Raw genomic sequence first — 15,020 nt, 5'->3', positions numbered from 1 at the left:
CCCCCCGCCGTCGTGGCCGCTGGAGCGGCCGGGCTGGTCAGTCGCGGATCAGCGGGCGAAGGCCGCCTCGATGAGCTCGGTCTGCTCGGCGAGGTGCTTCTTCGCCGACCCGGTGGCCGGGGAGGCCGAGGCGCTGCGCGAGACGACGCGGATCGGGCGACCGATCTCCTCCGGTGCGTTGAGCGCGATGAACGGCCAGGCACCCTGGTTCTCGGGCTCGTCCTGGACCCACACGACCTCTGCGTCGCCGAAGGGGGCGAGCGCCTCACGCAGCTGCTCACCCTCGAGCGGGTAGAGCTGCTCGAGCCGGACGATCGCCGTGGAGGTGTCGCCGATCTTGTCGCGGTGGGCGATGAGGTCGTAGTAGACCTTGCCCGAGCACAGCAGCACCCGGTCGAAGGACTGCCCCGACGCGGCGCGTGCGGCCGCGGCGTCGTCGCCGATGATCTCCCGGAAGGTGCCGGTGGTGAAGTCCTCCGGAGCCGAGGCGGCGGCCTTGAGGCGCAGCATCGACTTGGGGGTCATCACCACGAGCGGACGACGCGGACGGGCGTAGGCCTGACGGCGCAGCAGGTGGAAGTGCGAGGCCGGGGTGCTGGGGAAGGCGACCGTGAGGTTGTCCTCGGCGCACAGCTGGAGGAAACGCTCCAGGCGGGCGGAGGAGTGGTCCGGTCCCTGACCCTCGTAGCCGTGCGGCAGCAGCAGGACGACCGAAGAGTTCTGGCCCCACTTCTGCTCGGCGGAGGAGATGAACTCGTCGATGATGGTCTGGGCACCGTTGACGAAGTCGCCGAACTGCGCCTCCCACAGCACGAGGGCGTCCGGCCGCTCGACGGAGTAGCCGTACTCGAAGCCCAGGACCGCGTACTCGCTCAGCGAGGAGTCGTAGACCCAGAACTTCGCCTGGTCGCCCGAGAGGTAGAGGAGCGGGGTCCACTCCGCACCGGTCTCACGGTCGTGCATGACCGCGTGACGCTGCACGAAGGTGCCGCGGCGCGAGTCCTGACCGGACAGGCGCACCGGGGTGCCCTCCATGAGCAGGGAACCGAAGGCCAGGATCTCTCCATAGCCCCAGTCGATGCTGCCCTCGCTCGACATCTTGGCGCGCTTGTCGAGGAGCTGGCTGAGCTTGGGGTGGACGGTGAAGCCCTCTGGCGGGGTGACGTGGGCGTGCGCGATCCGGTCCAGCACGGACTGGCTCACGGCCGTCTTCCAGCCGACCATCGTCCCGGCGTCGCTGCGCTGGGACTCCGGGCGCTCCAGGCCGGCGACCGGCTCGGAGTCAGCAGGTGGGGTGTAGCCGCCCTCGCGCGTCTCGGTGAAGACGCGCTCGAGCTGGGCCTGGTAGTCCGCGAGGACCTGCGCGGCCTCCTCGGCGCTGATGTCGCCACGAGCCACGAGGTTCTCGGTGTAGATGTTGCGCACCGAGCGCTTGGCCTCGATGAGGTTGTACATGAGCGGCTGGGTCATCGAGGGGTCGTCGCCCTCGTTGTGCCCACGACGGCGGTAGCAGACCATGTCGATGATGACGTCGGAGTCGAACTGCTCGCGGAACTCGAAGGCCAGCTGGGCCACGCGCACCACGGCTTCGGGGTCGTCCCCGTTGACGTGGAAGATCGGCACCTGCAGGCCCTTGGCCACGTCCGTGCAGTACAGCGTGGAGCGCGAGGACGCCGGGCCGGTGGTGAAGCCGACCTGGTTGTTGATGATGACGTGGATCGTCCCGCCGGTGCGGTAGCCGCGCAGCTGGGAGAGGTTGAGGACCTCGGTCACCACGCCCTGGCCGGCGAAGGCCGCGTCGCCGTGGATGAGGATCGGCAGCACGGAGAAGCCGTCCCCGCCCAGATCGATGCGGTCCTGCTTGGCGCGGACGATGCCCTCCAGGACCGGGTCGACGGCCTCGAGGTGGGAGGGGTTGGCCGCAAGGTAGACCTTGGTCTTGGCGCCGGACTCCGAGGTGAAGGTTCCTTCGGTGCCCAGGTGGTACTTGACGTCCCCGGAGCCCTGCACGGTGCGCGGGTCCTGGTTGCCCTCGAACTCGGAGAAGATCTGCGCGTAGCTCTTGCCGGCGATGTTGGAGAGCACGTTGAGGCGACCGCGGTGGGCCATGCCGATGCAGACCTCGTCGAGGCCGGCCTCAGCCGCGCCGGACAGGACGGCGTCGAGCAGGGCGATGACGGACTCCCCGCCCTCGAGGGAGAAGCGCTTCTGGCCGACGAACTTCGTCTGCAGGAAGGTCTCGAAGGCCTCGGCGGCGTTGAGCCGGCGCAGGATGCGCAGCTGCTCCTCGCGCGGGGTGCGCTCGTAGCCAGCCTCCAGGCGTGCCTGCAGCCACTTGCGCTGCGTGCGGTCGGCCAGGTGCATGTACTCCGCGCCGATGGTGCGGCAGTAGGAGTCGCGCAGCAGGCCGAGGATGTCCCGCAGGGTGGCCTTCATGGTGCCACCGAAGCCGTTGGTCGGGAAGACCCGGTCGAGGTCCCAGAGGGTGAGGTCGTGCGTCTGCACGTCCAGGTCCGGGTGCTTGCGCTGACGGTAGGCCAGCGGGTCGGTGTCGGCCATGAGGTGACCGCGCGAGCGGTAGGAGTGGATGAGCTCGGCGATGCGGGCCGGCTTGGCGGCCTCGGCGTCGGCGTTGATCGTGTTGTCACGGACCCAGCGAACGGGCTCGTAGGGGACGCGCAGCGAGGTGAAGATGCGGTCGTAGAAGCCGTCCTGGCCGAGCAGCTTCACCCCGAGGATCCGCAGGAAGTCACCGGACTGTGCGCCCTGGATGATGCGGTGGTCGTAGGTCGAGGTGATCGTGAGGACCTTCGAGATCGCCATCCGGGAGAGCTGCTCGACGGAGGCGCCGGCGAACTCCGCCGGGTAGTCCATCGCGCCGACACCGATGATCGCGCCCTGGCCGGCCATGAGGCGCGGCACGGAGTGCACGGTGCCGATGGTCCCGGGGTTGGTGAGCGAGATCGTCGTGCCCTGGAAGTCCTCGACGGTGAGCTTGTTGCCACGGGCGCGGCGCACGACGTCCTCGTAGGCGGCCCAGAACTGGGCGAAGTCCATCGACTCCGCGCCCTTGATGGAGGGCACCAGGAGCTGACGGGTGCCGTCCGGCTTGGCCAGGTCGATCGCCAGACCGAGGTTGACGTTGGCCGGGTGCACGACGGCGGGCTTGCCGTCGAGCAGGGTGTAGCTGGCGTTCATGGCGGGCATCTCGGCGAGGGCCTCGACGAGGGCGAAGCCGATGATGTGGGTGAAGGAGATCTTCCCGCCGCGACCACGGATGAGGTGGTTGTTGATGACGATGCGGTTGTCGACCATGAGCTTGGCCGGGATGGCGCGCACCGAGGTGGCGGTGGGCACCTCCAGGCTCGACTCCATGTTGACCACGACGCGCGCGGCGGGGCCGCGCAGCTTCTGGACGTCGTCGGCCTGGGTGGAGGCCTCGGCCTTCTGCTTGGTCTTGGCGACCTCGGCGTAGGGCGCGGTGGCCGGCTGGGCGGTGGCCACGGGAGGCGCGGTCGGGGAGTCGGCGACGATGGGCGCGGACTGCGCCTCGGCGGCGATCTGGACCTTCTGCGCCTGGCGGGCTGCCTGCTCGCCGTGCGAGCCGGCAGCGGCCGGGGCAGCTGGCTCAGCCGCCGGGGCGCTGGCGGCTGAGCCCTGCGGGGCCGCCTTCGCCGGAGCAGCGGCCTGGGGAACGTCGCTCGCAGCAGCGGGCGCCGACGCCGTCGTCGGGGCTGCGGCTGGTGCCTGCGCACCCGACTCCGGCGTGGTGCTCGCGCCACCGGGCTGGTAGCTCTCGAAGAAGTCCCACCACGCCGGGTCGACCTCGTTCTTGTCCTTGAGGTACTGCTCGTACAACTCGTCGACTAGCCATTCGTTGGCGCCGAAGATGGCGCTCACCGCGCTGATCGACTCTGACTCAGCATTCGAGGACACGCTTGGATCGCCCACTTTCACCACAGATCGCTACCGCTAGGTGCGGTAATAGACCTCCCCAGCCTAGGGCCTAAAGACCTACTCCAGGGACCGAAGTGGGGCTTATCACCTGGCCACTTTCGTCAGGTCGGCCGGGCCTTCAGGTCTAGGCAAACACAGGGCAACGATCGTCTGGTGATCGTCCAAAGAGGGTGTCGGGATCGTCTGGCGCAGGTAAGTCAGACCGCGTCCCGGCGGAATGTGGTCATCGCGCCGATCACGGTGCAGACGAGCGCATAACCGACGAGCACCACGACCCCAGCCGCCCACGGCAGCAGCTCTCCCATGCCCATCGTGGAGAAGACGCTGCCACCGGCGATCGCCTCGCTCGCGGCTCCGGGCAGGTAGGTGGAGATCGTCGTGCCGACGTCGCCCAGGCTGCCCAGGCCGATGCGCAGGATCGCCTCGAGGAACTGCGTGTAGACGAGCACGACGACGATCGCGACGACCTGGTTGGTGATGAGGGCTCCCAGGCCCACGCCGACCGGTGCCCACAGGGTCAGGGCGAGGACGGAGCGGCCGAGCGCCGCCCAGGTCTCGCTGTCGCCCAGCAGGGTCGGGTTGCCGGTCAGGGCGAGCACGCTCGCCCCGGCAGCGGCGGTGGCCAGGGTGCCCACCAGCCCGTAGAAGGCCCCGATCGGCAGCGAGGCGCCGAGCTTGGCCCAGAGCACCCGCAGCCGGTTGGGCTCGGCCAGGAAGGTCGGGGAGATGGTCTTGTGCCGGAACTCCCCGGTCACCGACAGTGCGCCGATGATCACCGGGAAGACGTAGCCGAAGGTCACCGCCGTGGCGTAGACCGACGAACGGATCGTCTCGTCGGTGACCTCGATCGCCGGCGTCGAGCCGTCCGCCGGGGTGACGGTCATGGACCAGGCCATGACCGCGCCGAGGAAGGCCATGTACGCGGCCATCGCGATGAGCAGGACCCACCACATCCGGGTCGTGGTGAGCTTGCGGTACTCGCTCAGGAGGGAGGTCTTCATCGGGCCGCTCCATCCACGTCGGAGGCGATCATGCGCAGGAAGATGTCTTCGAGCCCTTCTGACTTGTCCATGAGGGTGTGGAGCTCCAGTCCGGCGGCGAAGGCCGCAGCGCCGACCTCGGCGGTGGTGACACCGTCGAGCTCGACCGAGGGGGTGGGGGTGGTCGGGGCGTCGGGGGGCTCCCCGAGGCTGTGGGCGGTCCAGCCGCGGGAGGCGACCAGCGCCTTCAGTCCGGCGGCGTCAGGGGAGGCCACGAGCGTGGTCGTGGAGGCCAGTGCGCTGAGCTCGGCCATGGACGAGGCGTGGACGAGGCGGCCGGCGGCGATGATGACGACGTCGTCGACGGACTGCTGGACCTCGGAGAGCATGTGGCTGGAGACCAGGACGGTCTTGCCGAGGGCGGCGAGGTGGCGCAGGAACCCGCGCAGCCACCGGATGCCCTCGGGGTCGAGGCCGTTGGACGGCTCGTCGAGCAGGAGCACCTGAGGGTCGCCCAGCAGGGTCGTGGCGAGCGCGAGGCGCTGGCGCATGCCCAGGGAGTACCCGCCCACGCGGCGCCGGGCGGCCGGGCCGAGGCCGACCTGCTCGAGCAGGCCCACGCAGCGGGCGTCGTCGGCCCCGGCGTAGGGGGCGTAGGTGCGCAGGTGGTCCAGCCCGGTGCGACCGGGGTGGAAGCTCGTCGCCTCGAGGGCGGCGCCGACCTCGCGCAGCGGCTGCGGGATGTCGGCGTAGCTGCGTCCGGAGATCGTCGCGGTGCCGCTGGTGGGCGTCGCGAGGCCGAGCAGCATGCGCAGGGTGGTCGTCTTGCCCGAGCCGTTGGGACCGAGGAAACCGGTGACCCGCCCGGGGCGGATGTCGAAGCTCAGGTCCTGGACGGCGTGGACGCTGCCGAAGTGCTTGGTGAGGTTGCGGACACTGACAGTGCCCGGACCGTCGTCGGGAAGTTCCATGCGCCGATGGTAGTTGTTCTACCCCCGATAGAACAAGGCCCGGGGGTGGTGAAAAGGCAGGTCAGGCCGGGTGAGCGGGGGAGCCGTCGTCGTCAGGGGTGCCGAAGGGCGTCCCTGAGGCGCCCTCGGCGTCGGCGTCGGCGTCGTCGTCCGCGGGTTGCGGGAGGGTTACCCGCATCGTCGCGCCGTCCTGGGTGTCGGCGACCTCGACGGTACCGCCGTGCAGGTCCACCGCCCACCGCACGATGGCCAGCCCGATCCCGGTCCCGCCCGACGATGTCAGGGCGACCTGGGCGTTGCCCGCCCCCCGGGCGAACCGTTCGAAGATCCGCTGGCGGTCCGCCACCGCGATGCCCGGGCCGTGGTCGGTCACGTCGAAGACCACCGCGCCGTCGGCCGCGCGGGCGTGGACCGAGACCTCCCCGGCGAAGGGGGAGTGGCGGATCGCGTTCTGCAGCAGGTTGACCAGGATCTGGCGCAGCCGCTCCGGGTCTGCGACGAAGGTCAGGTCCGTCGGCTCGACGTCCACGAGGAAGGACAGCTGCTTGCCCGCCTCGAGGGTGGAGACGGAGTTGACGGTGTCCTCGAGGAAGTCGGCCGCGCCCAGGCGGGTGAGGTTGAGGTCCGCCGCGCCGGCCTCGATCCGAGACAGGTCCAGCAGGTAGGTGATGAGCCGGGTCAGGCGCTCGGTCTGGGTCAGAGCGGTCTGCATGGTGGCCGGCGTCGGCTCCACGACGCCGTCGACGAGGTTCTCCAGCTGGGCGTGCAGAGCCGCGACCGGGGTGCGCAGCTCGTGCGAGACGTTGGCGATGAGCTCGCGTCGCACCTGGTCGGAGGACTCGAGGTCCTCGGCCATGATGTTGAAGGCGGTTGCCAGCTGGCCCACCTCGTCGCGGCTGGTCGCCTGCACCCGGCGGCTGTAGTCGCCCTCCGACATCGCCTGCGCGGCCGCCGTCATCTCCCGCAGCGGGGACGTCATGCCCTTGGCGAGCAGCATCGTGAAGCCCATGGAGATGATGATCGCCAGCGGGAAGGTGCGGGTGGGGCCCAGGGAGTTGCGCAGGCCCCACCACGTGATGAAGGCGGCCAGCGTCACCGAGGCCACCACGACGATGACCATCTTGATCTTCAGCGTGCGGAAGCGGTCCAGGGGACGGACGTCAGGCAGGTGCGGGCGCAGCGACCGAGGGTGGCGGGGGGATGGCATCGAAGAGACCGGCTCGGAGATCAGTGGTCGGCCGGAGGCTCGAAGGCGTAGCCGACGCCGTGCACCGTGCGAATGAGGTCAGCACCGAGCTTGCGGCGCAGCGCCTTGATGTGGGAGTCCACCGTGCGGGTGCCGCTCGCATCCGCCCAGTCCCACACCTCGGCCAGCAGGCGCTCGCGGGTCTGCACGGTCTTAGGGGAGCTGGCCAGCATGACCAGCAGCTCGAACTCGGTGGGGGTGAGGTGGATCTCCTTGCCCGCCCGGTGCACGCGCCGCTGCGCCTGGTCGATGACGACGTCGCCGATGGTCATCGGCGGCTCGGCCTCGTTGGCCGGCGATGCCGAGGCCTGCGCGGCGCGGTCCACCCGGCGCAGCAGAGCCTTGAGGCGGGCGACCAGCTCGCGCATGGAGAAGGGCTTGGTCATGTAGTCGTCAGCGCCGACGCCGAGTCCGATGAGCATGTCCGTCTCGTCGTCCCGCGCGGTGAGCATGAGGACGGGGACCGGTCGCTCGGCCTGGATCCGGCGGCACACCTCGAGGCCGTCGATGCCGGGCAGCATGACGTCGAGGACCACCGCGTCCGGACGCAGGCGAGAGGCGGCGTCGACCCCGCTGAGCCCGTCGCGCGCAACCTCGGTTCGCCATCCTTCAGCGGTCAGGCGCTGCGCGATCGCTGTGGCGATGGCGGGCTCGTCTTCGACGATGAGGATCGTCGCTCCGACAGTGGGAGCCCCGTCGGGGCGAGGTGCGATGGCTGACATGTTCACACAATCGCACATCGCGCTGTGTCCCGCCGTCAGAAGACACGGTGGACGATGCGTCTGTTGTGCGGGGATGCTGTGCGTGCCCGGATGCGTCGTCGGCGGGTCCACTATTATTCTCAACCTGATGACAGCCGACGACTCGTCACGACAGATGTCTTCGTCTCACGACCTGCACGGTGGCCAGCACGGTGATGCATGGTGACCGAGTGGCTCCTGGTCGGGCTGGGCGTGCTCCTGACGATCGGCACGGCGGTGTTCGTCGCGAGCGAGTTCGCGCTGGTGACCTTGGACCCCGCGGTGGTGGGCGCCGACGACGACGCGGAGGGCGCTACCCCCGCGGTCGCCTCCGACCGGCGCACCCGGAGCGTGCGGCACGCTCTCAAGCACCTCTCGACCGAGCTGTCCTCCGCCCAGGTGGGCATCACCATCACCACCATCCTGCTGGGCTACACGGCCCAGCCCGCGATCAAGACCCTTGTCGAGTCCGCCCTGGGTGGCGGCTCCGTGGTCACCGCCACCACCGCAGGGGTCATCGCCGTCGCCGCCTCCGTCGTGCTGGTGAACTTCTTCTCCATGCTCTTCGGCGAGCTCATCCCCAAGAACTACGCACTGAGCCGGCCGCTGGCCACAGCCCGCCTGGTGGTCCCGGTGCAACGGGTCTTCACCCAGCTGCTGCACCCGGTCATCGCGGCCCTCAACGGGTCCGCCAACGCGATCCTGCGCAGGCTCGGGGTGGAGCCCAAGGAGGAGCTCTCCGGAGCCCGCTCAGCCTCCGAGCTCGCCGCCCTCGTCCGGCGCTCGGCGCAGGTGGGAACCCTGGACTCCACCATGGCCCGGCTGATCACCAACGCGGTCGAGCTCGACGAGCTGACCGCGGTCGACGTCATGACCGACCGGATGCGGTTGGCCGTCGTCTCCCGCGAGGACAGTGCGAACGCCGTCATCGAGCTCGCCCGCCGCACCGGCCACTCCCGCTTCCCGGTGATCGACGACTCCCGCGACGACATCGTCGGTCTGGTCCACCTGCGCCGGGCGGTGGCCGTCCCGCGCGAGCGACGCGGGCAGGTGCCGGTCGTCGCGCTCATGGACGAGGCTCCCCGGGTTCCCGAGACGGTCCGGCTGGGACCGCTGCTGGTGGAGCTGCGGTCCTTCGGCCTGCAGATGGCTGTGGTCGTGGACGAGTACGGCGGCACCTCCGGGGTGGTCACCTTCGAGGACGTCGTGGAAGAGCTCGTCGGTGACGTCGCCGACGAGCACGACCCGCGCCGCGCCGGCGCGCTGCTCGCCAGCGACGGGTCCTGGGTGGTGCCGGGTCTGCTGCGCCCCGACGAGCTCGTCGAGCGCACCGGCCTGACCGTCCCCGAAGGTCCCGACTACGAGACCCTGGGCGGGCTCGTCATGGCTCGGCTCGGCCGCCTCCCGGTGGTCGGGGACAGCGTCCGGGTGGAGACCGACGACGGGAAGCCGCCGGTCACCGCGACCGTCGAGGCGATGGCCGGCAGACGCGTGGAGCGCCTGCGGCTGCGGACGGAGGAGTCATGAGCTCAGGTCTCGCCCTGGCGATCGGTCTTGTGCTGCTGGCCGGCAACGCCTTCTTCGTGGGAGCGGAGTTCGCCATCATCTCCGCGCGTCGCAGCGCCATCGAGCCGCTCGCCCTCGCCGGGAACAAGCGGGCGACCACGGTCCTGTGGGCGATGGAGCACGTCTCGCTCATGCTGGCCTGCGCCCAGCTCGGGGTGACGGTCTGCTCGGTGACTCTCGGCGTGATCGCCGAGCCGGCTCTGGCGCACCTCATCGAGGGTCCGTTGACCGCCGTCGGTGCGCCCGAGGCGCTCGTCCACCCCATCGCCTTCGTCGTGGCCCTCGCCGTGGTGGTCTACCTGCACGTGGTGTTCGGCGAGATGGTGCCCAAGAACCTCTCCGTCTCGGGGCCTGACAAGGCCGTCATGTGGTTCGGCCCTCCGCTGGTCTACATCGGACGGGCCGTCCGGCCGATCATCGTCGCGCTGAACTGGCTCGCCAACCACGCCGTCCGGGCCACCGGAGTGGAGCCCAAGGACGAGGTCGCCTCCGCCTTCACGGCCGAGGAGGTCCAGTCGATCCTCGAGCACTCCAGGGCCCAGGGCGTGCTCGAGGACAACGAGGGGCTGCTGTCCGGAGCGATCGAGTTCTCCGAGCGCACGGCGGCCGACGTCATGGTGCCCGTCGCCGACCTCGTGACCCTCACCGAGGGCTGCACGCCCGACGACGTCGAGCGTCTGGTCGCCCGGACCGGCTTCAGCCGGTTCCCGGTCGTGGCCCTCGACGGCGAGCTGGTGGGCTACCTGCACCTCAAGGACGTCCTCTACGCGAGCGACGAGCAGCGCGACGAGCCGTTGCAGGTGTGGCGGGTGCGGGCCCTCGCCGAGGCGTCCCCGGGCGACGAGGTCGAGGCGGTCCTGCAGGCCATGCAGCGCTCTGGCGCTCACCTGGCGAGGGTGTGGGACGGGGACCGGGTGACCGGCGTCGTCTTCCTTGAGGACATCCTTGAGGAGCTCGTCGGCGAGGTGCGCGACGCGATGCAGCGCGAGGCTCGATAGACCCCCTGATCTGGGGTTGTTCATTCACCCGGACCAGGGGCTTGGAATGTGAGCGATCCTTCGTTACTCTTTCGTAACAGTTACTGCGGTCTTGGTCCGCCCGCCTCTTGTCGATGATGAGGGTGCGAGACGGAACAAGACCGCTTCGTCTGCCCGCCCTCGTGGCGCGGGCTCGCAGAGCAACCTGGAGGTGACGTGGAGCAGCAGGACAGCCTGGTTCCAGGTGACGCTCCCCTCTCTCGCAGGGCTCTTCGTGAAGCAGCCGAGCGTGAGGCGCGTCGTCCCAACCGCTCCCGCCGCGCCGCAGCGGCTCCGGCCCGAGCAGCGGTCGCTCCCGGGCACCGCTGGATCCCGCGTGCCGCGATCCTCACCAGCCTGGCCGTGGCGACCATCGCCGTCCCGTTGACCGCGGGAGCCGGCTCCGGCGCTGGTACCCCTGGCACCTCTGAGGTCGTGGCGGCACCTGATGTCGCCCCCGTCGGGCCGAGCACCCTGTCCATCGTGAGCTCCGCAGGCGTCGAGGAGGCTCCGCCGGCCAGCGTGGCCCAGGCCGTCTCCGCCGAGGAGCGCACCGTGCTGGCCGCCAGCCGCGCCGTCGAGCGGTCACCGCTCCCGGGCTGCGACAGTTCCGCCAAGCCTCAGGGCACCAACGGCAAGCTCTCCACCGAGGGCCTGTGCGAGCTGTGGGGGACCGGCAACTACGCCCGCGCCGACGCAGCCGTCGCGCTCGCTGCCCTCAACGAGGCGTACGTCCAGAAGTACGGCAGCAACATGTGCATCACCGACGGGTACCGCTCCCTGTCCTCCCAGTACACGCTCAAGAGCACCAAGGGTGGCCTCGCGGCGACCCCGGGGAAGTCTGAGCACGGCTGGGGGCTGGCTGTGGACCTGTGCGCCTCGACCTACCAGGGGACTGCCAAGACGCAGTGGCTGCGCACGAACGCCCCGCTCTTCGGCTGGGACAACCCCGCCTGGGCTCGTCCCGGCGGCTCCGGGGCGACCGAGCCCTGGCACTGGGAGTTCACCGAAGGCGTCGAAGCGCACAGCTGACGCTCACACACCCGTAGCTGTACCTGTGGCCCCGCACCTCCAGGTGCGGGGCCACAGTCGTCTCCAGTCGTCCCCAGTCGTCTCCAACCGTCTCCAGCCGTCCCCAACCGCCGCCAAGGCGCCCTGGACTCCCTCAGCCAGTCCGGCCTCCGGCCCCCACATCCAGCGAGGTCGTCTATCAGGTGCGAGGTCGTCTGTTCAGACAGACGACCTCGCACCTGATAGACGACCTCAGCGGCAGACGGCCCGGGGCCGGGGGACCGGCCGTCACCCGTCACCCGTCACCCGTCACCCGTCACCCGTCACCCGTCACCCGTCACCCGTCACCCGTCACCCGTCACCCGTCACCGGGTGCAGACAGCAGTCAGCCCCGGCCGGACCACCCGGTCGGGGCTGACGTGTCAGGTGCAGGCGGCGCCCCTGGGACGCCGCCTGCTGGGGACTACTTGCCGGACTTGCGAGCCGACTTCTTCTCCGCGGCGGGGGCTGCGTCGTCGGACACGGCCTCGGTCTCGGCCGGTGCCTCGGCACCGGTCTCGATCGCTGCCTCGACGACCGCGGCGCGGCCCGAGCGGACCTCGGCGAAGGAGGTGCCGTAGTACGCGGCCTCCATGATCGTCTTCATGTCGTCCAGCATCGGCATGCGCGGGTTGGCCGGTGCGCACTGGTCCTCGTAGGCGGCCATGGCCAGCTCGTCGAGGCGACCGATGAAGTCCTCCTCAGCGACACCCTGCGCCTGGAAGGAGCTGGGGATGCCCACCTTGTCGCGGAGCTCTTCGACGGCCCGGGCGTAGGACTCCACGCCCTCCTGCGGGGTCGAGGCCGGCAGACCCAGGTGCTTGGCGATCTCCTGGAAACGCTCGGGAGCGACGTAGTGCTCGTACTTGGGCCAGCTCGTGAGCTTGGTGGGCACGGTGCCGTTGTAGCGGATGACGTGCGGCAGGTACGTGGCGTTGGTGCGGCCGTGGATGAGGTGGAAGGCCGAGCCGGTCACGTGCGCCATGGCGTGCACGATTCCCAGGAACGCGTTGCCGAAGGCCATACCGGCGATCGTCGCGGCGTTGTGCATCTTCTCGCGGGCCTTGACGACCTCGTTCTCGGTGCTGCCCGGGCCGCCCACGACCGACTTCTCGATGTTCTCGAAGATGAGCTTGATCGCGTGCAGGCACAGGCCGTCGGTGAAGTCGTTGGCGTAGACGGAGACGAAGGCCTCGGTCGCGTGGGTCAGGGCGTCGAAGCCGGAGTCCGCGGCGAGGAAGCCGGGCATCATGGCGGTCAGCGCCGGGTCGACGATCGCGACGGTCGGGGTGAGGGCGTAGTCGGCGAGCGGGTACTTCTTGCCGCTGACGGGGTCGGTGATGACCGCGAAGGGGGTCATCTCCGAGCCGGTGCCCGAGGTGGTCGGGATGCAGACCAGGCTGGCCTTCTCGCCGAGGTCGGGGAACTTGAAGGCACGCTTGCGGACGTCGAAGAACTTCTCCTTCATGTCCGCGAACTCGATCTCGGGGTGCTCGTAGAGCAGCCACATGACCTTCGCGGCGTCCATCGGCGAGCCACCGCCGAGGGCGATGATCGTGTCCGGGTTGAAGGCCCGCATGAGCGCGGCGCCGGCCTGGACGGAGTCCACCGTGGGCTCGGGCAGGATGTCGTCGATGATCTGCAGGGCGATGCGGTCGCCGCGGCGGTTGAGCACGTCGAGGATCTTGTCGACGAAGCCCAGGCGGGTCATGGTGGCGTCGGTGACGATCGTGACCCGGCTGACGCCGCGCATGTCGGCCAGGTAGCGGATCGCGTTCGGCTCGAAGTATGTCTTGGCGGGAACCTTGAACCACTGCAAGTTGTTGTTCCTCCGACCGATCCGCTTGATGTTGACGAGGTTGATCGCCGAGACGTTGTTGGAGACCGAGTTGTGGCCGTAGGAGCCGCAGCCCAGGGTCAGCGACGGGATGAAGGCGTTGTAGATGTCACCGATGCCACCGAGGGAGCTGGGGGCGTTGGTGATGATGCGGACGGCCTTGACGCGCGAGCCGAACTCCTCGATGAGGGCCTGGTCCTCGGAGTGGATCGAGCCGGAGTGGCCCAGTCCGTCGAACTCGACCATCTGCTCGGAGAGCGAGATGCCCTCTTCGGCGTTCTCGGCGCGCAGCACCGCGAGCACGGGGCACAGCTTCTCGCGGGTCAGCGGCTCGTGCGGGCCGACTCCGGAGACCTCGGCGAGGATGATCGAGGTGTCCTCGGGGACGGTGAACCCGGCCTGTGCGGCGATCCACACGGGGGACTGGCCCACGACCTTGGCGTTGAGCTTGGCCTCGCCGCAGTTGGTGCCGCCCGCCTGGACCCCGAAGATGAACTCTTCGAGGAGGGCCTTCTCGGCCGGCGTGGCGCGGTAGGCGTGCAGGGTGGCGAACTCGGCCATGGCCTCGTCGTAGATCGGGGCGTCGAGGATGACGGCCTGCTCCGAGGCGCAGATCATGCCGTTGTCGAAGGCCTTGGAGAGCACGACGTCGTTCACGGCACGCTTGAGCTTGGCGCTGCGCTCGATGAAGGCGGGGACGTTGCCGGCGCCGACGCCGAGGGCGGGCTTGCCGCAGGAGTACGCCGCGCGGACCATGGCGTTGCCGCCGGTGGCCAGGATGAGGGCGACGCCCGGGTGGTTCATGAGGAGGTTGGTGGCCTCGAGGGAGGGGTGCTCGACCCACTGGATGCAGTTCTCGGGGGCGCCTGCTGCCACGGCGGCGTCGCGCACGGCGCGGGCTGCTGCCACGGACGACTCCTGCGCGGAGGGGTGGAAGCCGAAGACGATCGGGTTGCGGGTCTTCAGGGCGATGAGCGACTTGAAGATCGCGGTCGAGGTGGGGTTGGTCACCGGGGTGACGCCGCAGATGACGCCGACCGGCTCGGCGATCTCGGTGATGCCGGTGAGCTCGTCACGGCTGATGATGCCGACGGTCTTGAGGTTCTGCATGGAGTTCGTCACGTGCTCGCACGCGAAGATGTTCTTCACGGCCTTGTCCTCGAAGACGCCGCGACCAGTTTCCTTGACCGCGTGCAGGGCGAGCTCGCCGTGCTGGTTGAGGGCTGCGACCGAGGCCTTCTTGACGATGTGGTCGATCTGCTCCTGGGTGAAGCTGGCGTACTCCTTGAGAGCGATGTTGCCAGCGGTGACAAGCGTGTCGATCTCTTGGGCGACGGTGCCGGTGGTCGGGGCGTCGGTGAGAGTCATCATGTCCTCTTCTGTGCTGCCTGCGGTGGGGGAACTGTTGTGTTGATCACAACGCTATGGGGTCACTCCACCCCAGACATGCGTCAAAGGTCCCATGTTTTCTCTGGGCGTTTTGTCGGCGTCGTGGCAGCGAAGCGCAGGGGTCGCCAGGAAATGGGCGTGCCCGAGCGGACTCGCCGGTCCTAGGACCTCACATCCGAGCCCCCTCCGACGTCTACCTGGTGACTGGAAGAATGTGCAGAGCACGGCGGTCCCGCCCGGTAACCTCCGGACGGGTCCGCGACGAGGG

General features: G+C 69.5%; 9 protein-coding genes. 3 read left to right on the top strand and 6 right to left on the bottom strand.

Annotation, left to right across the window (positions count from 1 at the left end; translation table 11 throughout):
• Window positions 1-48: 48 nt before the first annotated feature.
• The 5 genes from SS2_RS13500 to SS2_RS13480 form a co-directional block, all read right to left on the bottom strand.
• Window positions 49-3,900 carry a multifunctional oxoglutarate decarboxylase/oxoglutarate dehydrogenase thiamine pyrophosphate-binding subunit/dihydrolipoyllysine-residue succinyltransferase subunit gene (locus SS2_RS13500; RefSeq protein WP_245643569.1) on the bottom strand — a complete coding sequence of 1,284 codons (3,852 nt, stop codon included), beginning with the start codon at window positions 3,898-3,900 and terminating at the stop codon, window positions 49-51.
• Between the two features lie 254 nt (window positions 3,901-4,154).
• Window positions 4,155-4,958: an ABC transporter permease gene (locus SS2_RS13495; RefSeq protein ID WP_066464987.1), complete on the bottom strand. Its 804-nt coding sequence runs from the start codon at window positions 4,956-4,958 to the stop codon at window positions 4,155-4,157.
• Entirely contained in the window at window positions 4,955-5,908 is a 954-nt protein-coding gene (locus SS2_RS13490) for an ABC transporter ATP-binding protein (protein WP_066464986.1), read from the bottom strand. The genes SS2_RS13495 and SS2_RS13490 overlap by 4 nt, the downstream gene beginning before the upstream one ends.
• 61 nt (window positions 5,909-5,969) lie before the next feature.
• Complete coding sequence (locus tag SS2_RS13485; RefSeq protein ID WP_066464984.1) at window positions 5,970-7,115, bottom strand: HAMP domain-containing sensor histidine kinase; 1,146 nt, start codon at window positions 7,113-7,115, stop codon at window positions 5,970-5,972.
• A 20-nt stretch (window positions 7,116-7,135) separates the two neighbouring features.
• Complete coding sequence (locus tag SS2_RS13480) at window positions 7,136-7,876, bottom strand: response regulator transcription factor (protein WP_066465013.1); 741 nt, start codon at window positions 7,874-7,876, stop codon at window positions 7,136-7,138.
• Window positions 7,877-8,074: 198 nt separating this feature from the next.
• Between SS2_RS13480 and SS2_RS13475 the strand changes: the two genes are divergently transcribed.
• The 3 genes from SS2_RS13475 to SS2_RS13465 all read left to right on the top strand — a co-directional run bounded on the left by SS2_RS13475 (window position 8,075) and on the right by SS2_RS13465 (window position 11,508).
• The gene (locus SS2_RS13475) at window positions 8,075-9,421 is read left to right on the top strand and encodes a hemolysin family protein (protein ID WP_066464982.1); all 1,347 of its coding nucleotides are present in this window, start codon (window positions 8,075-8,077) and stop codon (window positions 9,419-9,421) included.
• Window positions 9,418-10,458, top strand: coding sequence for a hemolysin family protein (locus tag SS2_RS13470; RefSeq protein ID WP_066464980.1), 1,041 nt, complete (start codon window positions 9,418-9,420; stop codon window positions 10,456-10,458). Before SS2_RS13475 ends, SS2_RS13470 begins: the two co-directional genes overlap by 4 nt.
• A gap of 195 nt (window positions 10,459-10,653) precedes the next feature.
• On the top strand, window positions 10,654-11,508 hold the full coding sequence (locus SS2_RS13465; protein ID WP_066464978.1) for a M15 family metallopeptidase: 855 nt from the start codon (window positions 10,654-10,656) through the stop codon (window positions 11,506-11,508).
• Between the two features lie 442 nt (window positions 11,509-11,950).
• On the opposite strand, the gene adhE is transcribed toward SS2_RS13465, so the two are convergent.
• Window positions 11,951-14,731 carry a bifunctional acetaldehyde-CoA/alcohol dehydrogenase gene (gene adhE, locus SS2_RS13460; protein WP_066465012.1) on the bottom strand — a complete coding sequence of 927 codons (2,781 nt, stop codon included), beginning with the start codon at window positions 14,729-14,731 and terminating at the stop codon, window positions 11,951-11,953.
• Window positions 14,732-15,020: the final 289 nt, after the last annotated feature.

Source organism: Sanguibacter suarezii NBRC 16159 (genome assembly GCF_001552735.1).
Taxonomy (GTDB): domain Bacteria; phylum Actinomycetota; class Actinomycetes; order Actinomycetales; family Cellulomonadaceae; genus Sanguibacter; species Sanguibacter suarezii.
Note: the sequence above shows the minus strand (reverse complement) of the source record. Positions and strands in the feature narration are given on the sequence as shown.